Annotated in this window: 22 protein-coding genes; 17 read left to right on the top strand and 5 right to left on the bottom strand. The window is 59.2% G+C overall.

Annotated features, from left to right (window positions below):
* Window positions 1–113: 113 nt before the first annotated feature.
* On the top strand, window positions 114–875 hold the full coding sequence (locus ACFFSY_RS32725) for an SDR family NAD(P)-dependent oxidoreductase (protein WP_377502396.1): 762 nt from the start codon (window positions 114–116) through the stop codon (window positions 873–875).
* 94 nt (window positions 876–969) lie between these two features.
* Here the strand turns inward: ACFFSY_RS32725 and ACFFSY_RS32720 are convergent, their stop codons facing one another.
* The gene (locus ACFFSY_RS32720; RefSeq protein ID WP_377502393.1) at window positions 970–1581 is read right to left on the bottom strand and encodes a TetR/AcrR family transcriptional regulator; all 612 of its coding nucleotides are present in this window, start codon (window positions 1579–1581) and stop codon (window positions 970–972) included.
* Between the two features lie 92 nt (window positions 1582–1673).
* Between ACFFSY_RS32720 and ACFFSY_RS32715 the strand changes: the two genes are divergently transcribed.
* Window positions 1674–2225, top strand: a complete 552-nt coding sequence (locus tag ACFFSY_RS32715; protein ID WP_377502390.1) for a hypothetical protein — start codon at window positions 1674–1676, stop codon at window positions 2223–2225.
* Window positions 2226–2258: 33 nt separating this feature from the next.
* On the opposite strand, the gene ACFFSY_RS32710 is transcribed toward ACFFSY_RS32715, so the two are convergent.
* Window positions 2259–2777, bottom strand: coding sequence for an HPP family protein (locus ACFFSY_RS32710; protein ID WP_377502387.1), 519 nt, complete (start codon window positions 2775–2777; stop codon window positions 2259–2261).
* Window positions 2778–2951: 174 nt separating this feature from the next.
* Here ACFFSY_RS32710 and ACFFSY_RS32705 point away from each other — a divergent pair, with 174 nt between their 5' ends.
* On the top strand, window positions 2952–3929 hold the full coding sequence (locus tag ACFFSY_RS32705) for a GntR family transcriptional regulator (RefSeq protein ID WP_377502384.1): 978 nt from the start codon (window positions 2952–2954) through the stop codon (window positions 3927–3929).
* 323 nt (window positions 3930–4252) lie between these two features.
* Here the strand turns inward: ACFFSY_RS32705 and ACFFSY_RS32700 are convergent, their stop codons facing one another.
* Complete coding sequence (locus ACFFSY_RS32700; RefSeq protein WP_377502381.1) at window positions 4253–5011, bottom strand: exodeoxyribonuclease III; 759 nt, start codon at window positions 5009–5011, stop codon at window positions 4253–4255.
* 363 nt (window positions 5012–5374) lie between these two features.
* Between ACFFSY_RS32700 and ACFFSY_RS32695 the strand changes: the two genes are divergently transcribed.
* The 9 genes from ACFFSY_RS32695 (at window position 5375) to ACFFSY_RS32655 (ending at window position 14369) form a co-directional block, all read left to right on the top strand.
* The gene (locus tag ACFFSY_RS32695) at window positions 5375–6091 is read left to right on the top strand and encodes an ABC transporter ATP-binding protein (RefSeq protein ID WP_377502378.1); all 717 of its coding nucleotides are present in this window, start codon (window positions 5375–5377) and stop codon (window positions 6089–6091) included.
* Window positions 6088–7461, top strand: a complete 1374-nt coding sequence (locus ACFFSY_RS32690) for an ABC transporter permease (RefSeq protein ID WP_377502375.1) — start codon at window positions 6088–6090, stop codon at window positions 7459–7461. The genes ACFFSY_RS32695 and ACFFSY_RS32690 overlap by 4 nt, the downstream gene beginning before the upstream one ends.
* Before the next feature lie 37 nt (window positions 7462–7498).
* A complete protein-coding gene (locus tag ACFFSY_RS32685; RefSeq protein WP_377502372.1) occupies window positions 7499–8581 on the top strand; it encodes an efflux RND transporter periplasmic adaptor subunit in 1083 nt (360 codons plus the stop codon).
* 402 nt (window positions 8582–8983) lie between these two features.
* Entirely contained in the window at window positions 8984–10201 is a 1218-nt protein-coding gene (locus ACFFSY_RS32680; RefSeq protein WP_377502369.1) for an ABC transporter substrate-binding protein, read from the top strand.
* Window positions 10168–11025, top strand: coding sequence for an ABC transporter permease (locus ACFFSY_RS32675; RefSeq protein ID WP_377502366.1), 858 nt, complete (start codon window positions 10168–10170; stop codon window positions 11023–11025). Before ACFFSY_RS32680 ends, ACFFSY_RS32675 begins: the two co-directional genes overlap by 34 nt.
* Complete coding sequence (locus ACFFSY_RS32670) at window positions 11025–12041, top strand: ABC transporter permease (protein WP_377502364.1); 1017 nt, start codon at window positions 11025–11027, stop codon at window positions 12039–12041. Before ACFFSY_RS32675 ends, ACFFSY_RS32670 begins: the two co-directional genes overlap by 1 nt.
* A complete protein-coding gene (locus ACFFSY_RS32665; RefSeq protein WP_377502361.1) occupies window positions 11968–13008 on the top strand; it encodes an ABC transporter ATP-binding protein in 1041 nt (346 codons plus the stop codon). Before ACFFSY_RS32670 ends, ACFFSY_RS32665 begins: the two co-directional genes overlap by 74 nt.
* Window positions 13009–13294: 286 nt before the next feature.
* Entirely contained in the window at window positions 13295–13960 is a 666-nt protein-coding gene (locus ACFFSY_RS32660) for a helix-turn-helix domain-containing protein (protein ID WP_377502358.1), read from the top strand.
* Window positions 13935–14369 (top strand): toxin-antitoxin system TumE family protein, encoded by a 435-nt coding sequence (locus tag ACFFSY_RS32655; protein WP_377502355.1) that lies wholly within the window; start codon window positions 13935–13937, stop codon window positions 14367–14369. Before ACFFSY_RS32660 ends, ACFFSY_RS32655 begins: the two co-directional genes overlap by 26 nt.
* Before the next feature lie 319 nt (window positions 14370–14688).
* Here ACFFSY_RS32655 and ACFFSY_RS32650 read toward each other — a convergent pair whose 3' ends face one another.
* A complete protein-coding gene (locus ACFFSY_RS32650; RefSeq protein WP_377502352.1) occupies window positions 14689–16089 on the bottom strand; it encodes a sensor histidine kinase in 1401 nt (466 codons plus the stop codon).
* On the bottom strand, window positions 16082–16756 hold the full coding sequence (locus ACFFSY_RS32645; protein WP_377502349.1) for a response regulator transcription factor: 675 nt from the start codon (window positions 16754–16756) through the stop codon (window positions 16082–16084). The genes ACFFSY_RS32650 and ACFFSY_RS32645 overlap by 8 nt, the downstream gene beginning before the upstream one ends.
* 167 nt (window positions 16757–16923) lie before the next feature.
* Here ACFFSY_RS32645 and ACFFSY_RS32640 point away from each other — a divergent pair, with 167 nt between their 5' ends.
* From ACFFSY_RS32640 to ACFFSY_RS32620, 5 genes are all read left to right on the top strand, one after another.
* Window positions 16924–17448, top strand: coding sequence for a hypothetical protein (locus ACFFSY_RS32640; RefSeq protein ID WP_377502346.1), 525 nt, complete (start codon window positions 16924–16926; stop codon window positions 17446–17448).
* Entirely contained in the window at window positions 17448–18119 is a 672-nt protein-coding gene (locus ACFFSY_RS32635) for a PspA/IM30 family protein (RefSeq protein ID WP_377502343.1), read from the top strand. The genes ACFFSY_RS32640 and ACFFSY_RS32635 overlap by 1 nt, the downstream gene beginning before the upstream one ends.
* Before the next feature lie 172 nt (window positions 18120–18291).
* Window positions 18292–18723 carry a universal stress protein gene (locus tag ACFFSY_RS32630; RefSeq protein WP_377502340.1) on the top strand — a complete coding sequence of 144 codons (432 nt, stop codon included), beginning with the start codon at window positions 18292–18294 and terminating at the stop codon, window positions 18721–18723.
* A gap of 263 nt (window positions 18724–18986) precedes the next feature.
* Window positions 18987–21029: a bifunctional diguanylate cyclase/phosphodiesterase gene (locus tag ACFFSY_RS32625; protein ID WP_377502337.1), complete on the top strand. Its 2043-nt coding sequence runs from the start codon at window positions 18987–18989 to the stop codon at window positions 21027–21029.
* A 232-nt stretch (window positions 21030–21261) separates the two neighbouring features.
* A complete protein-coding gene (locus tag ACFFSY_RS32620; protein WP_377502334.1) occupies window positions 21262–25392 on the top strand; it encodes a hypothetical protein in 4131 nt (1376 codons plus the stop codon).
* Window positions 25393–25404: the final 12 nt, after the last annotated feature.

The following is a 25404-nucleotide window of genomic DNA, read 5'->3' as shown; positions in this document are numbered from 1 at the left end:
TGCTTCCATTAAACGAATGACCGTACGATAAAGTTGAACGCGAACCGCCGGGGCTGAGCCTAGCCGCGGCGTGCTTCCATGTTCCAGAATGCAATGAAACGGGGGAAGTAGGCATGCAGCCGGATTTTAGCATTCGCGGCAAGATCGCCATCGTGACAGGGGCGAGCAAGGGTATCGGCTACGGGCTGGCGAAGTCGATTGCGGCGGCAGGAGCGATCGTCGCGGTCACCGCGCGGGACAAGGCTTCGCTGGCTCCGCTGCTGGACGAGATCGGACAGGCGGGCGGTCAAGCGGCAGCATATGAGCTGGACGTGCGCAGCGTCGCTCAGATTCGTTCGGTGTTCGAGCAGGTCGCGGCCGACTTCGGGAGGCTGGACATCGTCGTTAATAATGCGGGCGTGGGCGATGGCATGCCGGCGGAGGACATTACGGAAGAATATTGGGACGATATGATCGATGTGAATTTGAAGGGCGTATTCTTCTGCTGCCAGGCAGCCGGCCGGATCATGCTCGCCCAAGGGCATGGCAAAATCGTCAATGTTAGCTCCCAGGTCAGCATCGTCGGTATTCCGGAGGGGGCTGCGTACTGCGCGTCGAAGGGCGGCGTCAACCAGCTGACGAAGGTGCTGGCGCTGGAGTGGTCCAACCGAGGCGTCTGCGTCAACGCGGTCGGACCGACTTTTATTTACACGCCGGGCACGGCCGAGAGACTAGACGAGCCGGAATTCCGGGCGAACGTGTTATCCCGCATCCCGGCCGGCCGTATCGGGACGATCGATGACGTCGCCGGAGCGGTCATTTATCTCGCCTCTCCCGCATCGGATCTCGTGACCGGCACGCTGCTGCTGGTGGATGGCGGCTGGACGGCGCAATAATGTGCTCCCGGATGACTTGGCTGCACCTATTGAAACAAGCCTGCCGGCACTCCAAGAAGGGGTGCCGGCAGGCTTATTCGGCGAAGCGAAGCGCTCACGGCGCTATCGCATCGGAAGGCTTGAGAATACTCTGCAGGTGATAGGAGACGACCTGCATGACCTCCTCGCTGCCCAGCCGTTCGGGGAACGTCGCCAAGTGCAGGACAAGGCCGTCGACGAGCGCATGCAGACGGCGGGTCTCCAAGTCGGCGTCCACGCCTTCCCGGGTAAGGCGATGGGCGATCAATTGGTTCAGCGAGCGCCGAAATCCGCTGTAGAGGCTATCGAATACCTCGCGGCTTAGCTCGCGAATAGCGGGATCGGACACGGCTTTGCCGGAGAAAGCGAGCCATACCTCCGCTTCAGACAACCGCTGCTCGTCAAGCGGAATCAGCTCGGCCAGCACCAGCATCATATCGTGGTAAGGCTGCCCGTTGAACGGCAGACGGTCAATGCGGGCATTGGCGCGTTCCGATATGAGCCGCATGGCGAAAGCGACCAGCTCGTCCTGCGAATGAAAGTAGTGCCGCAGCGAGCCGAGCGACATCCCCGCTTCGTCGGCTACGCGCCGTACCGAGAGGCCATCCAGCCCGTCCTTGCGGATGACGCGCCACGCCGCTTCGGCGAGCTCTTCTTTTCGTTGTTGGTGATCGACGATTTTTGGCATAAAGCTATTATAACACGGTTGTATTATAATACAATTGCGCTATAATAAACTTAGATGATACACTTGTGCTAAAAAAGGAGAGGGGTAACCCCATGGCCGCATTTATTATCGGCTGCGAAGTCGCGTTTTGGGTATTTGTTCTGGCAGGCCTGGTCTTCCGCTACTTGCTGAAGGCCAAGAGGCTCGGCGGCGCGCTGCTGCTCGTAACGCCTCTAATCGACTTGGCGCTGCTTATCGTCACGGTATGGGATCTTCGGGACGGCGCGGTTGCCAGTACCGTCCACGGCATTGCCGCCATCTATATCGGCGTATCGTTGGTCTACGGACATAGCATGATCCGGTGGGCGGATGTCCGGTTCGCGCATCGGTTCGCGGGGGGACCTGCCCCGGAGAGTCTGCCGCGATATGGTCAGGCGCACGCGAGGCGCGAGCGGATCGGCTGGGCGAAGCACTTCGGCGCGTGGGCGATCGGCTGCGCCGTGCTATACGCCATGGTGCTGCTCGTCGGAGATGCGGAGCGGACGAATGCGCTGATGGGCATCATGCGGATCTGGTCGATCGTAATCACCATCGATTTTGTCTACAGCTTCAGCTTCACGCTGTGGCCGAAGCAGGCGAAGGGAACCGGCAACGGGCACGTATAGGGCAAAGAAGGCCATCCGCGCAGATGGCCTTCTTTATTTCCAAAATACGGGGTAGCGGCGCTTCGGATCCAGATTGTTAAGGATAAGCGCGGCCGCAACGATAACGACCGACCCGGCCAGGACAGGCGTCAGCAGGAAGCCCCAGCCGCTTCCGGCGAGGATGACGACGATCGGATCGGCGCCAGCGGGCGGATGGGTCGTGCGCGTCATCATCATGAGTCCGATCGCGAGGCCTACGCCGATCGCGAGACTAAGCGCGCCGCCGCCGATGCCATGGTAGACGAGCAGCCCGACGAGGGTCGAGAGGAGATGGCCGCCAATAATATTGCGGGGCTGCGCAAGCGGCGAATCCCACAAGCCGAAGGCGAGCACGCAGCTTGCTCCGAACGGCGCCATGATCCAGGACTCGGCCGACCATTCGGTTAGCAGCGCCAGTAGACCGATAGCGGCGAAACCGCCGACGGCGCCGAGCAAGGCGGCCCGTGGACGGACGACGGACGGATTCGGCGCGCCGCCTTTCATTTTGCCGAACATGGCGGAGAGACGGAACATCAAACACACATCCTTTAATTATATACATAGTGAACTAGGTGTATAATAATATAAGCGGTACGGCATTGCAACCGAAAACCTGCGTAATTTGGTTGTTTTTCTCACATGCCTGATCGCATCCCCGCGTGGTAAAATAAACATACAGCTAGTCGACTATGAAAAGAGGGGAAAACCGTGAACCGCGAGTTGTCGTTAAAAGTGGATTCCCAGCTATCCTTTTCCGTTAACGTCCAAGTCAAAGAACAGCTCAAGTGGCTCATCGGCATCGGTCTCATCGAGCCGGGCGACATGCTTCCCGCGGCCAATCAGCTGGCGGACTCGCTCGGCATTAATCGCAACACCGTAAATCTCGTCTACACTCAGCTCCGCGACGAAGGGGTGCTCAACATTCAGAAGGGGCGCGGCACGCAGGTCGTCAGCGGTCCGATCGTCGCGAAGCTGCGGGAGAGGCGGCAGCCGATGCACGAGCTGCTGGGCCGCACGATCGAGGAAGCCCGGGCGCAGGGTATCGCGCTGGAGGAGTTCTTCCTCGCTTCGCTGGCCTATACGCTGCTGAGTACGAGCAAGCCGCAGGAAGGGCGCCATATCGCGCTCGTCGAGTGCAGGGAGCATGACCATTTCTTCTATAGCGGCGAAATTGCGCGCATTACGGGCGAAGCGGTGCATACCGTCTTCTTGGAGGATTTGCGTTCGGGCCGGGAGGCGGTCGCCGAATCCATCGGGCGCGCCAGTCTCGTCGTCGCGACGCTGAATCACGCCGACGAGATCAAGTCGCTGCTAGCGCCGTTCAACATCCCTGTTGAAGTCATCGGCGCAACGCTGGACCCGGCGGGGCTGCTGCAGCTCGCCCGGCTGGAAGCTGGCACGCGCGTCGGCTTCGTCTGTCTCGGCAAGGAAGGCGGGCAGTGGATGGCGATGCGGGTCGAGGAGGCGGGCATTGCGCAGATCGTGCCGAGCGTGCTGGAGAGCCGGCAGCAAGCGGTGTCCGCCGACGCGCTGGCGTCGGCCGACCTGATCTATGCGTCGGCAGCCGTCTACGACCAGCTGCTGAAGGACATTCCCGAGAAGGTCCGGCTCTATCCGATGCAGCTGGAGAAGAGCAGCGAGCGCATGCTGGAGGAGTTGGCTAGAGCCGGAGGGGCGCATCAATAGCGGCGCCCCACCAGCCAAGCGGCCATGAACCGTATCGCGAGCATCGGAACGTCCCGTGAGTATCGGAGCGTGATTCACGAGGCTCGGATCGACATGGCAAAAGGCCGCCTCGATCGTCATTTGGCATGACAATCGAGGCGGCCTTTTGCTGTGTCTTGCGTCCTGTGTCTTGCATCCTGTGTAATGCTGTACCCTATGTCGTGCTGTGCCTTTGACCGTGTCAAGGCCATAGGCTTGGACGTCCGGGGAATACCGAAGAAGCATGCCCGCATCTGCGAGGCATGCTTCTTCACGCTGCCGTTCCCTTCATGCGCCGCGCTTGTCTAGGCGTCCGCCAGCTCGAGCACGACCGGGCAATGGTCGCTGCCCATAATATCCGCGTCGATGCGGGCGTCCGTGAGTTGCGGCACGAGGCGGTTCGAGACGAGGAAGTAGTCGATCCGCCAGCCGATATTCCGCTCGCGCACCTTGGCCATGTACGACCACCACGTGTACGCCCCTTCCCGGTCCGGGTAGAAGTGGCGGAACGAATCGGTGAAGCCGGCCGCGAGCAGCTCGGTCATTTTGCCGCGCTCTTCGTCCGTGAAGCCGGAGTTGCCGTAGTTGGACTTGGCGTTCTTCAGGTCGATTTCGGCATGGGCGACGTTCAGATCTCCGCAGACGATGACCGGCTTGCGGCTATCCAGCTCGAGCAGATAGGCGCGGAACCGGTCCTCCCACTCCAGCCGATAGGGTAGACGGGACAAGTCGCGCTTGGCGTTCGGCGTATAGACGTTGACCAGATAGAAATCCTCGAACTCCAGCGTAATCGTGCGGCCCTCCGGCTCGTCGTTCTCCTCGAGTCCGTAATAGACGGAGAGCGGCTTGCGTTTGGTGAACACGGCCGTACCCGAGTAGCCCTTCTTCACCGCGTAGTTCCAGTACTGCGTATAGATATCCCCGTAGTCCAAGCATAACTGCCCCTCTTGCAGCTTCGTCTCTTGCACGCAGAAAATATCTGCGTCCATCTCGCGGAAGTAGTCGTTGAACCCTTTATTGACGCAGGCGCGCAGCCCGTTGACGTTCCAAGATACCAGTCTCATGCTCGCATACTCTCCTTGCCCGTTTTCTATGAAAAGCTATTGGTAGTGTAGCATACGAGCCTCCCTCGCGGCTTCGGGAAAAAGCGGGAGATGCGAACAAATCGGGAACGTTGGCGACGAATCGGATGACGGGCAGAGAGCGGTACGTCATGCTGCAGACCGATTTACATTAAAACGATGAAACGATACCATGTTCATGCAGCATACGAGATGGAATTATGCAGGGAAGCATTTTTCGATGGAAGGCCGGATCATAGCGCCCGCCCGAATTTTTCCGCCGCAATCCAAACTATGTATGGCAATGGTTCTTCTTATTAATGGATTGAATGACAATCATCGTTAGCAAAAAAGGGGGAAGCGCGGTTGCTGCGTGTAGAGAACGTGTCCCATTCGTTCAAGAACGGGACGGAGATTACGCCCGTGCTCCGGTCGGTGGACTTCACGGTTAATCAGGGCGAGATCGTCGCGCTGCTCGGCAGCTCGGGCTCAGGCAAATCGACGCTGCTCAATCTCATGGCCGGACTCATGAAGCCGACCGAAGGCGCGATCTATATTGCCGATCATAACATCGTGCAGATGAGCGAGAACAAGCTGGCCGAGTTCAGGCGGCGTCATATCGGATTTATTTTTCAGGCGTACGAGCTCATCGATAATTTGACCGTGCGGGAGAACGTCGAGCTGCCGCTCGTCTTCCAGTCGGTAGCCCCTGGCATCCGCAAGCAGAAGGCGATGAAGCTATTGGAGCAGGTGGGCATCCCGGACAAATCGGAGCTGTTCCCGTCGCAGCTATCCGGCGGCCAGCAGCAGCGGGTCAGCATCGCGCGCTCGCTCATTACCGAACCGTCGGTCATCTTCGCCGACGAGCCGACGGGCAACCTGGATACGCGGACGGAGGAAGAGATTCTCGCGATCCTCAAGCAGCTGAACGAGACGCTCAGCACGACGTTCGTCATCGTCACGCATGAGCGGGAGGTCGCGCAGCAGACGCAGCACATCATAACGCTGCGGGACGGCCGGCTCATTACCGAGCAGCAAGCGGAGACGCAAGAGGCCGCGGCCGTCGGAGGTGAGGCGACATGAGAGTCCGCGATTTGACCCGGCTGTCCTGGGATCAGGTCCGCAGGCGGAAGGTCGTCACCGGCCTGTGCGCGGCAGGGCTGTCCATCGGCTGCGCGGCGATCATTCTGGCGATGAGCATCGGGGAGTCGGCCCAACAGTATATCGAGAATGAGATGAACAGCTTCTTCAAGATGGACGAGATCACCGTCTCCGCCAACGAGGGTGTCCGGAGCGGCAACCCGGCCGGCGGTGGAAGCGGGCAGCAGGCGGACGGGGCGGAGCTCGACCGCGGCAAGTTGACCGGCCAGAAGGTTGAGGTCATGCGCAGCTTGCAGCACGTTGTCGCCGTTGCTCCTTTCGAGCAGCTGGGATACTTCGATATGCAGACGACCGACGGGCGCAAGTCTTACGTGGAGGTCATCGGAACGGACCTGACCATGCTGGAACCGTTCGATAAGACGTTCATGCAGGGTGGACCGAGCGAGCTGGCGGGTGCGGTCGTGCTCAGTTACGGCGGAACGCTTGGCCTTGCGGACGAGGAGACGCGGCAGAAGCTGCTGAACCAGCTGTCGCAAAATCCGTACGACGAGAATTTGCAGGACCAGTACCAGAAGCTCGAGCGGGTGCCGGCCGCGCTGTATCAGCGGCAGATCCAGCTGCAGGGCTACAACCCGCAAGGCGGCCAATCGAAGCCGAGCTCGCCGCTGCAGGTGGCGGGGGTGCTGAAGAAGCCCGCGGGCGTAAGCGAGAACATGCTGGTTAACGACAAGAAGGCTTACGTGTCGCTGGAGACGGCCGATCTGCTCAAGCGGGAGATGGGCATGGCGACCAGCACGGGCGCGAGCGAGTCGTACAACTCCGTGCTGGTGAAGGTGGACAGCCAAGATCACATTAAGTCCGTCGAACAGCAGATTCAGAAGCTGACGCTGTCGACGATGACCAACCTGCATCAGAAGGAGCGGCTGGCCGACCAGTTCAAAATATTGAAGGCGGTCGCCCTTGGCGGGGGCGTCTTCATACTTATCATCGCGTCGATCTCGATCGTCGTGGCCATGACGATGTCGACCTACCAGCGGCGCCGCCAAATCGGGATCATGAAGGTGCTCGGGGCGAACCTGGCGCAAATTCGCAATATGTTCATCGTCGAAGCCGGTCTGCTCGGGTTCTTGGGCGGTCTGCTCGGCGTGCTGTTCTCGTATTGGATCGTATGGGGGATCAACGCCCTCATTAACAAGCTGGCGGATGCCCAGGACGCGGTCGTGATTTTCATCCCGCTGACGGCCATCCCGGTCGGCATGGCGTTCGCGATCGTGACAGGCATCATATCCGGCATTTATCCGGCCATTAGCGCTTCGCGCACGGACGCGTTGACGGCCATCCGACGAGATTAGAAGGCGGTATTTCCGTTATAGAGGGGGAGCAATAGCAATGAAACGCATCATCAAGTGGCTGATTATCGGAATCGTGCTGGTCGGCATCAGCGGCGGACTGTATATGGTCTCGCGGCCGCCCGCGCAGCCGGCGGAGGGCATGGCGGATGCCCAGGCGATCACGTTCGAGGTGACCCGGGAGACGCTGTCCAATACCGTCGAGGTGAAAGGCAAATCGCTCTACGAGCAGGAGACGTCGGTCTATGCGCCGTTCGGCTCCGAGGTGACGAAGTGGAAGGTGACCGACGGGCAGCAGGTAAAGCAGGGCGACGTGCTGTTCCAGTTGGACCGCAGCGCGCTGCAGAACGAGATTGCGCAGGAGGAAGCAACGCTACGCAAGGCAAGTCTGGAAGCCGAACTGCAGGCGTATGTCGCGCAGCTGGACCAGCAGGAGACGGGGGTTGGCGTCACCGAGTCGCAGGTTAAGCGTGCTCATGCGAACGAAGAGATGGCGCGGTTGACGCGCGAGCTGAACGAGGTCAATGCCTCCATCCAGCGCAAGACGGTAGCCGAGAAGAAGAAGCTGGTGAGCCAGGCCGATTACCGGTCCCCGGCTAGCGGAATCTTCCTGTACGAGACGGCGGGCAAGCGGCCGCAGGCGGTGACGGACAATCAGTACATCGGCAAGATTGTCGACCTGGACAAGCTGCAGTTCATCGCGCTCGTCGGCGAGCAGGATGTCTTCCGGATCAAGCCCGGCATGGCCGTGGCGGTGAAGATGAACGCGAAGAAGGAGCTTAAGCTGACGGGCAAGGTGCTGCGCGTATCCAAATTCGCCAAGACGGGCACCGATCAGAACAATATTGACCAGGCTGCCCAATTCGAGGTCGTCATTAGTCTGGCGGCGAACGAATATTTGATCGCCGGCCTCAGCTTGAACGGCCAGATCGAGACCGAGCGCAAGGAGAACGTCACTGTCGTCCCGACGATCGCGGTCATGCGCGAGAAGGATAAAGCGTATGTCATGCTGGATCAAGGCGGCGCGATCGAGCGCCGGGACATCGAGATCGGCATGGAGACGCCGGAGAAGACGGAAGTGCTGAAGGGCTTGAAGCCAGGCGACAAGGTCGTGCTGCAATAACGGCAGGCTACAAAGAATAGGTACCGCTCATAAGGCGGCTGCGCGAATGGTGAAGCGCAGCCGCCTTTTTGTCGTCTTGCGGCAACATGGAGGCTAGGCACCGCGAACCGCGACGTTATTCGGCGCCTTGCGAAGTCCGCGGCAGGAATGTGAATTTTATGTAAAATCGAGACAAGTTTTTACAATAAGTTTCGTTGACCCTGTTGGGGGTGTGCGATATATTTTTCTCGCGACCACATGAATGGTCATTAAACATAATAAGTCGTCAATTCAACGAGGTAGATTATTGGAACACCGGTCATTGGATCTCATCCCAAGATGCAGCTGCACCAAGACGGGCCAAGCCGGCAGGCAGGGGTTACGCAGACGCAGATACAGAACCATTATGGGAGGATGAGGGGTATGAAGGGGAATCATGCAAAAGGGGTCAAGCTGTCCGCGATTCTATTGGCGGGCGGACTGCTGCTGGCAGGCTGTTCATCGAGCGGAGACGAGGCGGCGAACGCGAATGCGAACGCAAACGCTAATACGAACGCCAACACGAAAGCCAATACGAATGCCAACAAGAGCGCGAATTCCGATTCCGGGACGGCCGGCAATCAAGCCGCAGCCGGAAGCGAAGCGTCGGCGGAAGACAATCCGACAATGGATGCGCTGGCGCCGCTGGCGGAGCAGGAAGGCAAGCTGAGCAGCGTCGGCATGCCGGATTCCTGGGCGAACTGGAAGGACACCTGGGCAGATTTGAAGAGCAAATACAAGATCGAGCATACGGATACGGACATGTCGAGCGCGGAGGAGCTGGCCAAATTCGAGTCGGAGAAGAACAGCCCGCCGGATATCGGCGACGTCGGCATCGCGTTCGGGCCGCTGGCCGAGGAGAAGGGCTTGACGATGAAATATAAGACGCCGTTCTGGGACGACATCCCGGATTGGGCCAAGGACGATGACGGCGACTGGATCGTCGGCTATACCGGGTCGATCTCCTTCTTGTGCAACAACACGCTCGTGGACAAGTGCCCGACGAGCTGGGCAGACGTGAAAGCCGGCTCGTACAAGGTGACGGTGGGCGACGTGACGAAGGCGTCGCAGGCGCAGCACGCCGTGCTCGCGGCCGCGCTCGCGTTCGGCGGGGACGAGACGAATGTGCAGCCGGGCTTGGATTTCTTCGCCGAGCTGGCCAAGCAGGACCGCATCTCCAAGGTGGAGCCGAGCGTGCCGAACATTCAGAAGGGCGAGACCGAAGTCGTGCTGCTGTGGGATTTCAACTCGCTCGGCTACCGCGATCAGATCGATCCGGCCAAATTCGACGTGCACATTCCGTCAGAGGGTAGCGTCATTAGCGGCTATGCGACGATCATCAACAAAAATTCGAAGAGCCCGAATGCGGCGAAGCTGGCGCGCGCTTATATATTGAGCGACGAGGGGCAAATCAATTTGGCCCGGGGATATGCGAAGCCGATCCGCGACGGCGTGAAGCTGCCGGATGACGTCAGCAGCAAGCTGATAGGCGCCGAGGAATATGTGAACGCGAAGCCGATCCGGGACTTCAAGGCGTGGGAGAACGCCCTTAAGGAGCTGCCGAATGCATGGTTAGAACAGGTGCAGGCCAACGTAAAATAATGCTGCTGGCGCTGCTTCCGCTCCTGATCTGGATCGGCGCCTTCGAACTTATTCCAATCATCCGCATGCTCATATTGAGCTTCCAGGATAGCAATGGCCAAGGGTTCACCCTTGGCCATTATGTCAAAGGGCTGAGCGGTCCGCTCTATGTGCAGGCGTTGACCAACAGCCTGCGCATCGCGCTGCTCTCCGGCGTGATGGCCGTCCTCGTCGCGCTGCTCTGCGCGTACTCGATCACCCGCTTCACGACGCGCATGCGGGATTCCTTGCTCATGCTTACGAACATGATCGGCAATTTCGCCGGCGTGCCGCTGGCCTTCGCGTTCATGATTCTGCTGGGCAATAACGGCGTCTTCACGATCATGGCGCGCAAATTCGGCATCGAGACGTTCGGCACATTCGATCTGTACTCCGAGTTGGGGCTCACGCTCATCTACGTTTATTTCCAGGTGCCGCTGGCGGTCATGCTGCTCTACCCGGCCTACTATGGCATTCGCGAGGAGTGGCGGGAGGCGGCTTCGGTGCTCGGCGCCTCGGCCTTCCGCTTCTGGCGGCACATCGGCGTTCCGATGCTGCTTCCTTCCATCGTCGGCACCTTCGGCATGCTGTTCGCCAATGCGCTGGGCGCTTACGCGACGGCGTACGCGCTGACCGGCTCGAATTATAATTTGCTCGCGATCCGCATCTCCGCGCTCGTCTCCGGCGACATCTTCCCGAACTTCGAGCTGGGGAGCGCCTTGGCGGTCATCCTGGCGATGATCATGCTGCTGGCAATCCTGCTCAACGAGTGGATGAGCAGGGTGTCGAGAAGGAGGGGGTTGTGATGGAGGAGCGATCACCGGCGCCTAGAGAGGACGCCCAGCGGGTCGATGCCGCGCCGGCGCCTCTTGCTGCTCCTAACGGACAACCGCACGGTCTACCAGGCGGTGCCCGCCGGCAAGCGGGCGGCCCATCGGGCGGCAAGCTGTGGCATCGTTCCGTCGTTACGCTGCTGCTGATCTACTTGTTCCTGCCGATCGCCGCGACGCTACTGTACTCCTTTGCCAAGCAGTGGCAGTCCGAGCTGCTCCCGGACGGCTATACGCTGGCGTGGTACCGGCAAATTTTCACCGATATCCGCTTCCTGGAAGCCATCGGGCGAAGCGTGTTTGTCGGCGTCGTCAGCGTGACGCTATCGCTGCTCGTGCTCGTGCCCGCGATATTCGTGCTCGCGGTCTACTTCCCGAAGTGGGAGCGGGCGCTGCAGGCGGCCGTGCTGCTGCCGTTCGCCTTTCCCCCGGTCGTTACGGCGATCGGCCTGATGAAGCTGTATTCGAGCGGCCCGCTGCCGATTACCGGCACGCCGTGGATTCTGATCGGGGTCTATCTCACGCTCGTGCAGCCGTACATCTACCAGAGCGTTAGAGGCAGCCTGCGCACGATTCGGGCGGGCGAGCTCATGGAAGCGGCGGAGATGCTTGGAGCGGGACGGTGGGCGGCTTTCCGCCGGGTCATTCTGCCGAACATTTTGCCGGGTACGATGGTGGCGGCGCTGCTGTCGTTCTCGATAATATTCGGTGAGTTCGTCATGGCCAAAATGCTCGTCGGCGGCGAGTACGAGACGGTGCAGATGTATTTGTACAACGAGATGAAATCGACCGGCCAGTCGGCGAGCGCGGTCGTTATCGCTTATTTTGCGCTTACTTTAATCATATCCGGCCTTATTCTGAAGCTCGGGCGCTGGAAGCCCGGCAGAGAACGCCGTCAGCTGCAAAGGAGGAATAACCGTGAGCTTCGTCCGGATCGGGAACGTGCGGAAGGCTTACCAGCAGCAAATCGTGCTGAATCGGGTCAATATTGAGATCGGGGAAGGCGAGCTGGTGACGCTGCTCGGACCGTCCGGCTGCGGCAAAAGCACGCTGCTGCGGGCGATCGCGGGCCTGACCGGCATCGACGAGGGCTCAATCGTCATCGGGGGCCGCGACGTATCGGCGCTGCCGCCGAAGGAGCGGCAGGTCGGCATGGTGTTCCAATCCTACGCGCTCTTCCCCAACATGACCGTATTCGAGAATATCGCTTTCGGGCTCAAAATGGATGGCATGAAGCGCGCCGAATATACGCCGCTCGTAAGCGAGATGCTCGACATCATCGCGCTTGCGGGGATGGAGGACCGGTATCCGGCCCAGCTGTCGGGCGGCCAGCAGCAGCGCGTCGCGCTTGGCCGAGCGCTCGTGAAGCGCCCGAAGGTGCTGCTGCTCGACGAGCCGCTGAGCGCGCTCGACGCGCAGATTCGGCGCAGTCTGCGGGCGGAGATTCGCGCCATCCAGCGGAAACTTCGCATGACGACCGTGTTCGTGACGCACGATCAAGAGGAGGCGCTGACGATCTCCGACCGTATTATCGTCATGAACCGCGGCGTCATCGAGCAGGAAGGGAGCCCGGATGATATCTATGCGGCGCCCGCGACGGAATTCGTAAGCCGGTTCATCGGCAGCTACAACGTCTGGGAGCGAGAGCGATTGACGGAGTCGGGACTTGGCGACTGGCCGCCGGGCGAGCTGTTCGCGGTCCGGCCCGAGGCGATCGGCATTCGACTCGCCTCGGAGGAGCCGGACGGGGCGGAGCAATCCTGTGCGGTGGTGAGCGGCCGAGTGAACGGCGTATCCATCTTGGGCAGCATCAAGCGATTCGAGGTCGAGGCGGGAGCGCTGGGCAACGTGACGGTCGATGCGCTGCACGACGCGCAATCGCGCCGGCTGTCAGAGGCGGCGGAGGTGAAGCTGTACATTCCGCGGGAAGCGTGCAGGCCGCTGCGGAAGAGCTCGTAGCCAGCCTGGCGGGATGATGCGCTTATCGAGTGAACGCCGGGAATTTGCGGGATGCCTGCCGCCTTCATGAGCATCATGGGGCGGCGGGCTATTCTGGTTAAAGGAATCCTAATTATTGTTACTAAAGTAACGAGGGAGAGCTGAGCAAATAAATTTATTGGGACATGTTTAATTTGACAAGGAAGTGAATAAGATGATATTAAAAGGACATTAAATGGACATTTGTTAAACTAAGTGGACACCTCGAAGGAAATTCATGGTAGAATGGAGGTGAGAGGTGATGACAATGTCTTCGATGCAGCTGGTGTATATCAAAGAGCATAAAGACGAATTTGTGAAGAACATATTTTCATCTGCGCAATCCGCATTTGACCAAATTGTCATTTATCGCATGGTCGAGGATTTGCTGGGTGTGGCTGGTTTTAAGTTGCCCCCTGTTGCGGATGAAGTACTGAGCGAGGACCCGGACGTGTTTGAAAAATTCAAGCACGAGGCATTGCAGGCATGGACTCTTGCGGCGGCACCGAAAGTGGAGTACTACTCGACCAGCGAGGTTGCGGATATGGTTGGGGTGAGTCAAAAGACGATTTCTCGTTGGGTGGCTCGCGGACAATTTAAAGGAGTAATGCGTGAAGTGACCGGTCAGCACATTGAGATCCCATCCACTAGCGTTCTTACAATGCCGAATGGAACGGAAGTGTTGGTAGGTAAGCTCGCAGCTAAATACCAGGAATATTTGCGCAGAGCTGAGGAGGAGTCACAAGAAGACGAGCTAACGTCTCTTGAAAGACAACTAAACGGCTTTGAGGAAAAGTACGGAACAATACAAGAGCTAACTGCACGATTGAATGCCGGGGAAATTATCGATTTCGGGGGATTGGATGTAGATGTTTGGTCCTACTTGTTGAAAAGGAAAGAAGAGTTAGTTGGCCGAGTACTCGTACGGGACTAAGCTCACGATTCCAGATGAGGATATAATCAAGGGCCTATTCCCGGACACGGTCACTGTTCGTATCATCAGTTCATCTACACTAAAACCGAAGTTCAAAATCAGGTTTGAGGATGGTTCATACCTTGATTGTTCTGAAGAAGGCCAGTTCCAGGGGCTTAGGCTAAATAAGTTCTGGTATAATTGGTACAATGCAGACGACTCGTTAATCATGAAATTCCACAACCACGACCATGATGATGACCCGAATGCGCGAGAGGATACAAAGCGATTTGACCCTCTACATGTTCAGTTCCCTGAGAACGTTACGGATACCAATGGCAACCTTAGGTATCACGGTCATTTTGAGAGCTTGGAAGAAGTGCTGGCCGTCATATGGACGCTGACGAAGGCTATGCCACATAAGAAATAAGTAACCCGAAGGAGCTGCCTGTGCCATGGTGGCTTATTTTCGTTTCCTAACGAGCTCAGCGCACTTCCCCTCCTTAGCAAAACGTATCGGAACCGAAGGTACACCTTTCAATGGTAGAGCCGCCGAACGAGATACAAGCCCTGCCTCAGGGAGGCTGTGCCCTCCACCGGGAACAAATCCAAACCACAAACAGGGCCATATTCGTCCCGCCATAGAGAGGACTATTGCAGTCAAATTTTGCATATTTAAAATCCCCAGTATTTACGGGGATTTCAGCGTTTCTACGACCTCAAAAAGTGCGGGGGAATTTATGGCCGAATTAACGGAACTCGGCCGGAATGCGCACCGTGAACGTGCTCCCTTCGCCCGGCGCGCTCTTGACGCGAATCGTGCCGCCGCACGCGCTGGCGATCTGCTTGGCGATGGCAAGTCCCAGCCCATGACCGCCGTGCTGGCGCGTGCGGGCTTTGTCCTCCCGGTAGAACCGTTCGAAGATTTTCGCCTGATCCTCGGCTCGAATGCCGACTCCCTTGTCGGCGACCGACAAGATGACGGTGCGCTGCTGGCGCGTCCGTTCTTCGTTGATCGTCACCTGGACGGGGCTTGCGCTCGAGGAATATTTTAGCGCGTTGTCGAGCAGAATGACGAGCAGCTGCGTTAGCCGCTGCTCGTCCCCGTAGACCGGCAGATGCTCCGGGGCGTGGAAGGCGATCGGCATCGCCTTCGCCTCGAATAACGGCGTCATGCCCTGCAGCGTCCGCTCTGCGCTCGCTCTTAAGTCGAACCATTCCAGATGGAGCTGGGCCGCCCCCGAATCGGTCCGGGCCAGATAGAGCAGGTCGCCGACCAGGCGCGTCATGCCCTTCACTTCCTCCTTCATATGGCCGAGCGTCTGGACGGCGAACCGGTCGTCCGTCTTATCGGACGCGGACGGGACGCTCATGCCGAGCGCTTCGATCGAGGCTAGCAGCACGCTGAGCGGGGTGCGCAGCTCATGCGAAGCATCGGCGACGAATTCGCGCTGGCGGACGAGCGAGCGTTCGATCGGCGCCATCGCGCGTTTGGACATCAAGTGGCTGACGTATACGGCCGCGATCGCGAAGACGAGAGTCAGGCCGCCCAGCACGAACGCCGCGCTGCGCAGCATGCGCTCCTGGGAGGAGATGTCGATGCCGACGAATAACGTCCCGACCTCGCGGCCGCCAGCGGTCATGGTACGGCTCGCCACCAGATAAGGGGTCCGCTCCCCGTCCTCCTGATGCATGTCCCGAACCCGCCGGAGCCGGCTCTCCGCACGAAGTTCGACGACGCGGGACTCGTCCGCTCCGGCGTTCCAATGCCGGAACGACTGGAGCGCTTGCTCGCGAAGGCCGCTTTGATTCTCGTCTCCGAACAAGAGGCTGCCCTGGGCGTCGATCCAATAATAGAACGCCTGGTCGCCGCCAACCGCGAAATAATCATCCTTCTCCGCCATGAAGCTTTTGCCCCGCGTATTGCCGCCATGCTCGTCGATCAACCGGAATTCGTCATCCAGCAGCGTCTGGATCTTGCTCTCCTGCTCGCTGCGGGCAGACGCCTCCAGCAGGGAATACGCCGCTCCCGCGAACAAGCCGAGCAGCAGCAGGAGCAGCAGGCTGTACTGCGCGGTTAGCCGCCATCGGGTGCGGCGTATAATATCGCCGGCGCGCTCCTTCTGGCGCCGTCCGGGCCGCCTACGCATGGATGCGGTACCCGACGCCGCGGACGCTCTGGATGAGCCCTTGCTGCCCGGCCAGCTCCAGCTTCTTGCGCGCGAGCTTGACGGTCGCGTCGATGATCTTCAGACTGACGTCGGAGTCGTAGCCCCAGATGCGGTCGAGAATGAGCTCGCGGGTGAGTACCCGTCCCCGGTTGACGGCCAGCAGGTCCACGATCTGAAACTCTCTCGGGGTGAGCAGAATCCGCTGGTCGCCCAGCTGCACTTCATGGCTGCTCCGGTTCAGCCGCATGGGGCCGAGCTGCACCGTCTCTTCTACCAACGGCGCGAAATTACGGCGGGTCAGCGCGCGAACCCTTGCCAGCAGCTCGTCGATCTCGAACGGCTTCACGAGATAATCGTCCGCTCCCGCATCGAGTCCGGCCACCCGATCCTGCACCGTATCCCGGGCGGTCAGCATCAGAATCGCGCCGGCATAGCCGGCCTTGCGCAATCGTCGGCAGATCGTCGCCCCATCGCCCTCCGGCATCATCCAATCGAGCAGAATCACGTCGTACGACGCGGCCATCGCGTAATCGTACGCTTCCTCCCCGGTCATGACCCAGTCGACCCGGCTGCCGGTTTTGACGCTCATCATATGCACGATCAACTCGCCGAGGCGAATATCGTCTTCCGCTAATAATAGATTCATTTATCGATAACCTCGCTTTCTGCCTACGCGTGTGCGAATACCATACCAGGACAAGCTGAAATGAAGCTGAAAGAAACCTGACCGCGGCATGAATGTTTCGTTTCACCGTTTTTTCACCAAACGTCGGTAAGCTAAGGGGGTACGAAACGCCAAGGAGGTGAGAACGAATGAAAACCGCGGGATGGAAATTGCTGAAATGGCCGCTGCTCGCGGCGCTGGTCGTGACCGTGCTGGTCATTTGCTCCGGCTGGACGCATGGCGGCATGCATGCGTCAAGAGGCGCGCACGAGGCCGGATTCGGCCGCGGCGGCAGCCCGTTCATGGCCGGGGGCCCGCGCATCGAGCAAGGGATTCGGGGCGGACACGGCGGAGGCTTCTCCTTCGCGCACATGCTGCTGAAGATCGGCGTGCTGCTGATCGGCGCGGCGCTACTGGCGAAAGGCAAGTCGGTGCTGAAATGGGGCGGCGGTCTCATCGCGCTGCTGGCGCTTTGGTCGCTGCTGTCGTTCTGGACGATCGTCATCATGGCGGCCGTCATCGCGGCTTACGCTTACATGCGTAGAAGAACAAAATCGAATGATCCACTTGAGTTAACGGCTTCGGCGGGATGGCTGGCGCCGTCGTCTACGCACAATCAAGTCCACATACTCGATCAATGGGAAAGACAACTGGAGAAGGAGGCGAAGCAATAATGGGGATTATTAAACGCGTCAAAACGATCATGCAGTCCGACCTGCACAGCTTTCTGGATAAGGTGGAAGATCCGATCAACATGGTGAAGCAGTACATTCGCGAGCTGGAGGAGCAGCTGGACCGCGCGGTGCAGGCCCTGTCGCTGCAACTGCTGGCCGAGCGGAAGCATGCCGCGCTCATCGAGCAGACCGAGGCGCTGCTGGCCAAGCGCACCCGTCAGGCGGAGCTTGCCGTCGACCGCGAGGAGGACGCGATCGCCACGATCGCGATCCGCGAGAAGCTCGTCCATCAGGAGCGGCTTGCGCATTACCGCGGCCAATATCAATCGCTGCAAGAGCAGACGGCTCAGCTGCGGGAGCAGATCGAGCAAATGAAGCATACGTACGACGCCCTGCAGGCGAAGAAGCATTACTTGATCTCCCGCGTACAGGCAGCGCAAGCGATGGAACGGGCCAGCAGCACGCTGAACGCCTTCGATCCGAATCAAGCGGCGCGCGGCTTCGCCCGCATGGAGGAGAAGGTGTGGCAGCTGGAAGCGTCCGCGACAGCCCGCAAGCAAGCGCAAGGGCAGTGGGGCTCTGCGGCATCCGCCCGCCTGGACGGCTTCGAGGACAGCGTCAAGCTGGAGCTCGACGCGATGAAACAGCGGAAGGCGAGCGCGCAAGGCTAGCGGCATCGGAAGAAGCGCAGGCGTCGAATCTAGCGCGGCGAGGGGGCTCCTCGCGCGCGCGGCAAGCACGGCATCCCAACCGATTGGCTCCGGGGATGCCGTGTTTGTGCGTTGTCAGGCGGCGTTGCGGGTAATAATCCTTTGAGCGGTCAAGCACGAAGGAGGGTTTCCGATGTTATTTTCCCATGTAGTCGTGGCATTCGACGGTTCGGTCCAGGCATGGCGCGCGCTGGAATACGCCATCAAGCTGGCCGAGAGCGGACTCGCGGAGCGGTTGAGCGTCGTTCATGTGTACAGCGCGCCCTATATGGTCGTGCCCGAAGCGACGATCTATGCGCCTGCCGAACTGCAGAAGGAGATGTACGACAGGGCGGAAGCGCTGCTGGCCGAAGCCGGCAAGCGGACGGCCCATCTTCCCCATGCCTCGCTTACGCTGATGCAGGGCAGTCCGGCCGACAGTCTGCTGCAGTACGCCGATAAGAACGGCGCCGCGCTGATCGTCATCGGCAGCCGGGGGCTCGGCGGTCTGCGAGAGTTCATGATGGGCAGCGTCAGCCATAACGTGGTACAGCATGCTTCGGTGCCTGTGCTGGTCATTAAATAAGGACGCGCGCAAGCGGGCGGGATCGCCCGGAGCAGCGCTGTGCAGCAAGCTTTGACCCTTGTCTTCCGGCAGAGAGGTCAAGGCTTGTTTCGCGTAGTCGTAGATTGGGTAAAGGGGTCGGAATAACTATGCGACGAATGTCGAATTTGGTCTAATTATTTGTCTATTTTTGTCGAATTGGGCAATACTGAGCATTCTCTTTAAAATCGTCATCATTTATAATAAGGCTAACATCAGGAATCGGCGACTGGAGAGGTAGAGCAATGAATCACATGCACGGACACTATAACGAATGGATTGTTGCTTTATCCTTTCTCATCGCGGCAGCCGCATCTTACTCCGCCTTTGATTTAGCCGGGAAAATCTCCCGCGTATCGGGCAGAGCCCGGACCGTCTGGCTCTCCATCGGCTCGTTTATTATGGGCGCCGGGATTTGGTCGATGCATTTCGTCGGCATGATGGCCTTTCATCTCGGCGTCAATGTGCAATACAATATTTGGACGACCGCGGCCTCCATGGTATTCTCCATCGGCGCGTCGTTCGTCGCCTTCCGCGTCACGTCGCTGACGAATATCCCTTACTGGCGCCGCATCTTGGCCGGTTTATATATGGGCGTGGGCATCGTCGGGATGCACTACACGGGCATGTCGGCGATCCAGAAGCCTGTCATCGTCTCGTATAACGCGTCGATGGTGGGCGTGTCGGCCGCGATCGCGGTCGGCGCTTCGTATGCGGCACTCTTCTTGTTCGGCAAATTACGCAGCGTGCAAGGCTTCTCTTATTGGAAGCTGATCTGCTCGTTCGTTATGGGATTTGCCGTTTGCGGCATGCACTATACGGGCATGCTGGCGACCAACTTCCATATGAGCGCGTCCGACATGGCGGCTCATCATGTTGCCGGCGACTCTCCCCCTCAGTTTTTGATGCTCATTACGGTCGTGATGGCGACATTCCTCATCTTGGCAATCTCGGCAGGCGTCATGTTCTTCGATCGGACGGTGCTGGAACGAATGGCGTACTACGACGCGCTGACCGGATTGCTTAACCGTCACCGCCTGCTGTACTATTTCGAAACCTCCTTCTCCGGGAAAGAAACGGGCTTCCTGCTTTTCCTCGACTTGGACCGGTTCAAGAACGTGAACGATACGCTTGGGCACGATGCCGGCGACATTGTTATTAAGGCAACGGCAGAGCGGCTGAAGCAGGCGGTGTCGGGCGACCAGACCGTGTTCCGGCTTGGCGGCGACGAATTCCTCGTTGCTTCGGCCAAAGGTTCGAAGGAAGAGGCATTGGAGTTGGCGGCGAATATTGTCCGGATGCTGCGCAAGCCGATGGATGTCGAGGGCAGCGAGATCCATTTGACGATCAGCGTGGGCGTCAGCTTGGCTCCCGAGCACGGCAGCGACCGGACGGCGCTGCTCAAGACCGCCGATATGGCGCTGTATCAGGCCAAGGAGCTCGGACGGAACCAATACCGGTTGTTCGACGAGGAGATCGATCGCCAGTATATCCGCAAAATGGAGCTGGAGCGGGATTTGCGCAAGGCGCTTGCGAACGGGGAGCTGTTCGTCTGCTACCAGCCCAAATGGGACGCCAAGGAGAACCGGCTTATCGGATTGGAGGCGCTTATGCGCTGGCGGCATCCGGAGCTTGGGCTCATCTCGCCGGTCGAATTCATCCCGATCGCCGAAGAAACCGGATTGATCGTGCCGATGACGCGCTGGATGCTTCGCGATGTCTGCGCGCAGAACCGCAACTGGCAGAAGCGCCGAATGGCGAATGTCCGGGTATCGGTGAACATGTCGATTCGCGTGTTCGAGCGCGGGGCGCTGGTGCAGATGGTGCATGATGCGCTGGAGTCGTCGGACCTGGAGCCGTCGCTGCTCGAGCTGGAGATTACCGAATCGATCGCCATGCAGGACGTGGCGGATACCGTCGACCAACTGCAGCAGCTGCGCGCGCTCGGCGTCCACGTATCGATGGATGACTTCGGCACCGGCTATTCCTCGCTGGGCAGTCTGGATGAACTGCCGATCGACGTGCTGAAGATCGACCAGTCGTTCGTTCGCCAGAGCGCCATGGAATCGAAGCAGGCGATCATCAGCACGATCATCGCCATCGCCGGGCATTTGAAACTGCAGGTCGTCGCCGAAGGCGTCGAGACGCAAGAGCAGATCGAATTCCTGCTCTCGCGCGGATGCAGCATCATGCAAGGGTATTACTACGGCAAGCCGATGGATACGAAGAGTTTGGAGCAATGGCTGATCGACCATCAGGCGAGCGGCAATCTCATGCGCGTGAAATAATACAGACAGGGCCATAGGTCGAAAGAGGACAACTCTTGAGACCTATGGCCCTTTTTCGCATCCCGATTTAACCGGGAAACGTTTGGGAAATTCACATTCCTTCATATCAGCTCCGGTTGGAATATGATAGAATTAGCGCTAGGAAAACTCATACTAAAGGGTGATCGCGTTGCGCAGGATAGCGGGATTTGGATTAGCATTTCTATTACTATGGGGCGTTGTTCCTATCGATATGGGACGCGTCAGCGCCAGCGTTGCGAGCGGAGCCGGCAGACCGGCGGCGATTGCGGGACGCATGGCGGATGAGCGCACGCTCGTGCTGACGTTCGACCGGGCGCTGGCCGGAGCGAGCGACGCGCTGGCGCTGTCTAGCGAGAACTTCAAAGTCAACGGGCGATCGGGCGTCGTTGCGGAGGCTTACGCCGAGGATCGCGAAATCTTCATCGTATTGAGCGAGATCGCGTCGGGCGATCGCGTCGATGTCTCGGTGGAGGCGGATACCGTCTTCGGCGCGGGTATCGTGGCGGGGGCCGGCAATGCGGCCGTCAACGGGTACCGCATCGTTACCGATTCCGGGGCGCTTAAGCTGAAGAATGCCCTTGATCCCGATGGCGGCGGCTTCGCGCTGGCCGATGCGGTGGCGTATATCAATCGGTTGAAGGCGACAAGCGGCGGCGATGCCAATATTGCCGGGCTGTCCCCGCTGGACGGCGCGGACGTGCGGTACCTGCTTTCGTTGCTGGATCTGGGCTTGCCGGATCGGAAGCAGCTGCAGACGGCGATCGCGCAGGCGGATGCGCTTCTGGCGGCGACGCAAGGACGGACGGACGCTGAGCGGAGTCGGTTAAGCGCATCGCGCGAGCATGCGCAGGCCGTGGCCGCAGACGCGGCTTCGACGCAGCGCGTCATCGACGAGGCGCGCGTGCGGATCGAAGCAAGCCTGGCGGCGTTCAAGCCGGTCGGCGCCAAGTATCGCGCGGTGCGGACGCCGTTGTCGGTCGGCCTTACGCCGGGCTCGCTTCTCGCGGACGGTCTCTTCAATGAAGCGGACCGGCAGAAGCTTGGCACGGACGAAGGCGCCGCGGGCGCATCGCTGCGGGTCGTGCTGCCTGGCGCGGACGGCGGATTCGACGACTATCGGCCGGGCGATCAGATCGTGCTGACCGTTAGAGAGAATGGGAAGTCCGGAGCGAGCGAGCAGAATTCCTATACGTATACGTTGAAGGCGTCGGATGTGGCCCGCATGAAGAAGGACGGCGGTACGTATAGCGTCGACTTCGATATGGCGTCGTTCCTTAAGGCGCAGGGAACCGACCTTGCTGTGTTCAGCTATAGCGCGCTCATGCGGAACGGCGCGAATCTCTCGCAGAGCAGCGAGGCGGTGAGCAATGCGGCGAGCGAAGCGTTCAGAATCGATTTCGCGCCGGTCATTCAGACGGCACCCGAGCGCGTCGTTCAGGGCGAGCCGATCGCGGTGACGGTGAACGATCCGAAAGCCAAGGTCTATTTGACCAAGCGGGACATGGAGACGGACTTGCCGTTCGTTTGCGATGGCGTGGGCGGTTGCAGCTTGGCGACCAAGGCGATCGAAGCGGGCCTCTATGAGATTTATGCCAAGGATACATCGGGTCAAAGATCGGCTAGCCGCACGGTTGAGGTGGAGGCGAAGAAGCTGCCGTCAGCTCCTGCAGCTCCGTTATCGGTCACGCTATCGTCGATGCTGCCGATCAATGAAGAAGGACAGTACGTGTTCAACGGACCGACGAGGGACAGCTGGGGTTGGTCGGAAGAGCCTGTGATGGCGCAGGTCGAGCTGCCTGGTCATCGCGACGCGGAGCCCAATTATAAGCTAGGCGACCTTATCGTGATTGCATTCCGTGGGGGAGAACGTAATTTCAAGACGGTCGTCCACGCGCTGAATAGCGACGAAATCGGCGCACTCGACAGTGCAGGGGCAGAGGAGACGGTCACGGTGTCCGTCGACGTCACGTCCTACTTCTTGGGCGAGGGGCTGAAGGATGATACCGTCGAAGTCGCCGCGCACGTGCAGGATGCCGAGGATGAAGCGCTCGTGTCGGCGAGCGTCGAGCTGGATCATACGATCTGGATCGACGTGACGCCGCCGGAGCTAGAAGTATCGACCGGCGATGTCATCGAGCAGCCGCCGGCAGAGGTCATCCCGCTGGATGGCGGGCGCATTGTGGCGGCCGGCAAGGAGCGCGTTGCGATTTATGTGATTCCATGGCTGTGCGTGGAGGGGGCCAGAACCGAAGATCAGTTGGAGGATCTTGTTCAACGAGGAATAGGGCATAAACAGCTCTATACGGGGTCCAACGTGACGTTCCAGGCGTCTTCGCTGGGCGTTGGCGACTATGTGGTGTTGGGCGTTGACGAGGCCGGCAACGTATCGGTGCCGGAGAGCATTATTAGCGTCCAGGATATCGCTGCGGATCTAGATGCGCCAACGCTGACAGTTAAGACGGTTGAGTCTGGCGGGCTAGACGCCGCGATTTCGCTGGAAGAGGGGCGGATCTGGGCGAGCAGCTCGGAAACGGGCACGATCTATGCGGTGCTTGAGGGCGAACTGCCGGAGACGGTCACCGCGGCGAATTTAGATACCATGATTTCGCGAGAACAAGGGCTGAAACGCGAATTCGCCGAGGGGCACGTTCTATTCGGGGCGAGCGATCTGGGCGAGGGCGGCTACGTATTGTTCGCGGTCGATGGAGCAGGCAACGTATCGCTCCCATCCCCTACGATTCATATTGAGGATCAGCTGGTACCGATGGTAACGGTGTGGACGAGCGAATACGGTAATACGATTCCGCTGAATGGCGGCCGTATTTGGGCTAATAGCACGGAAGCGGGCACGATCTTCGCCATCCCTGCCGGGGAAGCGTCTGCGGAAATGTCGTTAGAGGCTTTGAATGCCCTAGTCTCGGATGAGATCGGATACAGCCGTCCGTTTGTAGGAGAGAACGTTGTTTTCGAGGCAAGCGACCTGGATACGGGCGAGTTCGTCTTCTACGCCGTGGACGAGGCGTTGAAAGTATCGGCGCCATCCGATCCGATTCTCATTGACGAGTTCTATGAGCCGGATTTGACCGCGCCTACGCTTGAAGTCACGACAAGCGAAGATATCGAAGGTGAACCGGCCGAGAGAATCCCGCTGCATACCGGTCGCATCTATGCGCGAAGCAACGAATCCGGCATGATCTATCTCGTGCCGGCCGTAGAGGCGGCCCCGGACATTAGCGTTCTTGAATTGGAAGCCATCGTCGACGGCGAGAGAGGCTGGAAGCGCCAATCGTCGGAGTCGAGCGTAACGTTCGAAGCGAAGGAACTCGTCGTGGGTGATTACGTGTTGTTCGCGGTCGACGATTCGGGCAATGTATCGGTTGCCTCTCGCCCAATCTCGATCTTCTATGTAGAGCCTCCGTTGCTTCTTTCAGCGAACGCGCCGGATTCGATTGAGATCGACGATGCGATGACCATTCATCTGCCGATCGGCCTGACGGCAGGTGATCTACGTGCGTATTTGCAAAGCGCGGACTACTTCAATATTTATGAAGATGACGGTTATGAATCATCCTCGGTAGAGGACAATGCTTTGTTGACGGAAGAGAACGTCGTCATGGTGGAGACGGGGAATGATAGGTTTGTATTCCAGCTGGACTTCCACCCCTATGTCGTGAAGACGGCGCACCATCAAGCGGATGTGCCTAACAGCCAAACCGAACTGACGGTCAACGCGCCGCTTATGGTTAGTTTTAACGAGGAACTCTCGGAGTATGCCGGCAGTCAGGTCGAAGAGGCGTTCAGACACGCGGCGAACGGCAGGGAGTTAAGCTTCAATTGGGGGTTCGATGAGGACGGCTATTATGTCCTTACGATTGGGCTGGAACCGTTGTCAGAGGGCGAAGGAGAAGATCCTGTCGTGCGTTTCGCCAACAACATTACGGCGAAGCTGATCGAGGCCGAATCCGCGCAGCCGGAGACGCTGCTGGAAGTAGAACCGGTTGGGGTACAGCTCTCGCCGGATTATGAAGCGGGGAAAATCACGTTAACGTTCTCCGTGGGGCTGTCGTCCCGCCTGCTGCTGACGGAAGCGCTGGATCCCGGCATGATCGAGACAATCTTGGTTGCGGAAAGCGGTCAAGATCGAGGCTCCTTGTATGTCCAGTCCGTTCAACATGGCGAAGCAGACAACCAATTGATAGTTACCTTCAGTGATTGGGATGAGTTGGCGATCGAGAATGCCAACCTCGTCACGCTGCAGCTGAAGTTCAAGACCCGATCGGTCGATACCGCTCTCGGCGCTTGGATCGGCAGTGACTATTTCTTGTATGTCCCATTAGCCTAAACTAACAAAGAA

Origin of the sequence: Paenibacillus aurantiacus, from assembly GCF_042431225.1 — a bacterium.
Classification (GTDB): Bacteria; Bacillota; Bacilli; order Paenibacillales; family Paenibacillaceae; genus Paenibacillus_Z; species Paenibacillus_Z aurantiacus.
Note: the sequence above shows the minus strand (reverse complement) of the source record. Positions and strands in the feature narration are given on the sequence as shown.

Excerpts from the sequence above, each read along its gene's own strand:
- ACFFSY_RS32725 (WP_377502396.1), top strand. The coding sequence starts at position 114 with ATGCAGCCGGATTTTAGCATTCGCGGCAAGATCGCCATCGTGACAGGG.
- ACFFSY_RS32720 (WP_377502393.1), bottom strand. The coding sequence starts at position 1,581 with ATGCCAAAAATCGTCGATCACCAACAACGAAAAGAAGAGCTCGCCGAA.
- ACFFSY_RS32715 (WP_377502390.1), top strand. The coding sequence starts at position 1,674 with ATGGCCGCATTTATTATCGGCTGCGAAGTCGCGTTTTGGGTATTTGTT.
- ACFFSY_RS32710 (WP_377502387.1), bottom strand. The coding sequence starts at position 2,777 with ATGTTCCGTCTCTCCGCCATGTTCGGCAAAATGAAAGGCGGCGCGCCG.
- ACFFSY_RS32700 (WP_377502381.1), bottom strand. The coding sequence starts at position 5,011 with ATGAGACTGGTATCTTGGAACGTCAACGGGCTGCGCGCCTGCGTCAAT.
- ACFFSY_RS32690 (WP_377502375.1), top strand. The coding sequence starts at position 6,088 with ATGAGAGTCCGCGATTTGACCCGGCTGTCCTGGGATCAGGTCCGCAGG.
- ACFFSY_RS32685 (WP_377502372.1), top strand. The coding sequence starts at position 7,499 with ATGAAACGCATCATCAAGTGGCTGATTATCGGAATCGTGCTGGTCGGC.
- ACFFSY_RS32680 (WP_377502369.1), top strand. The coding sequence starts at position 8,984 with ATGAAGGGGAATCATGCAAAAGGGGTCAAGCTGTCCGCGATTCTATTG.
- ACFFSY_RS32675 (WP_377502366.1), top strand. The coding sequence starts at position 10,168 with ATGGTTAGAACAGGTGCAGGCCAACGTAAAATAATGCTGCTGGCGCTG.
- ACFFSY_RS32670 (WP_377502364.1), top strand. The coding sequence starts at position 11,025 with ATGGAGGAGCGATCACCGGCGCCTAGAGAGGACGCCCAGCGGGTCGAT.
- ACFFSY_RS32660 (WP_377502358.1), top strand. The coding sequence starts at position 13,295 with ATGTCTTCGATGCAGCTGGTGTATATCAAAGAGCATAAAGACGAATTT.
- ACFFSY_RS32650 (WP_377502352.1), bottom strand. The coding sequence starts at position 16,089 with ATGCGTAGGCGGCCCGGACGGCGCCAGAAGGAGCGCGCCGGCGATATT.
- ACFFSY_RS32645 (WP_377502349.1), bottom strand. The coding sequence starts at position 16,756 with ATGAATCTATTATTAGCGGAAGACGATATTCGCCTCGGCGAGTTGATC.
- ACFFSY_RS32640 (WP_377502346.1), top strand. The coding sequence starts at position 16,924 with ATGAAAACCGCGGGATGGAAATTGCTGAAATGGCCGCTGCTCGCGGCG.
- ACFFSY_RS32635 (WP_377502343.1), top strand. The coding sequence starts at position 17,448 with ATGGGGATTATTAAACGCGTCAAAACGATCATGCAGTCCGACCTGCAC.
- ACFFSY_RS32630 (WP_377502340.1), top strand. The coding sequence starts at position 18,292 with ATGTTATTTTCCCATGTAGTCGTGGCATTCGACGGTTCGGTCCAGGCA.
- ACFFSY_RS32625 (WP_377502337.1), top strand. The coding sequence starts at position 18,987 with ATGAATCACATGCACGGACACTATAACGAATGGATTGTTGCTTTATCC.
- ACFFSY_RS32620 (WP_377502334.1), top strand. The coding sequence starts at position 21,262 with ATGGGACGCGTCAGCGCCAGCGTTGCGAGCGGAGCCGGCAGACCGGCG.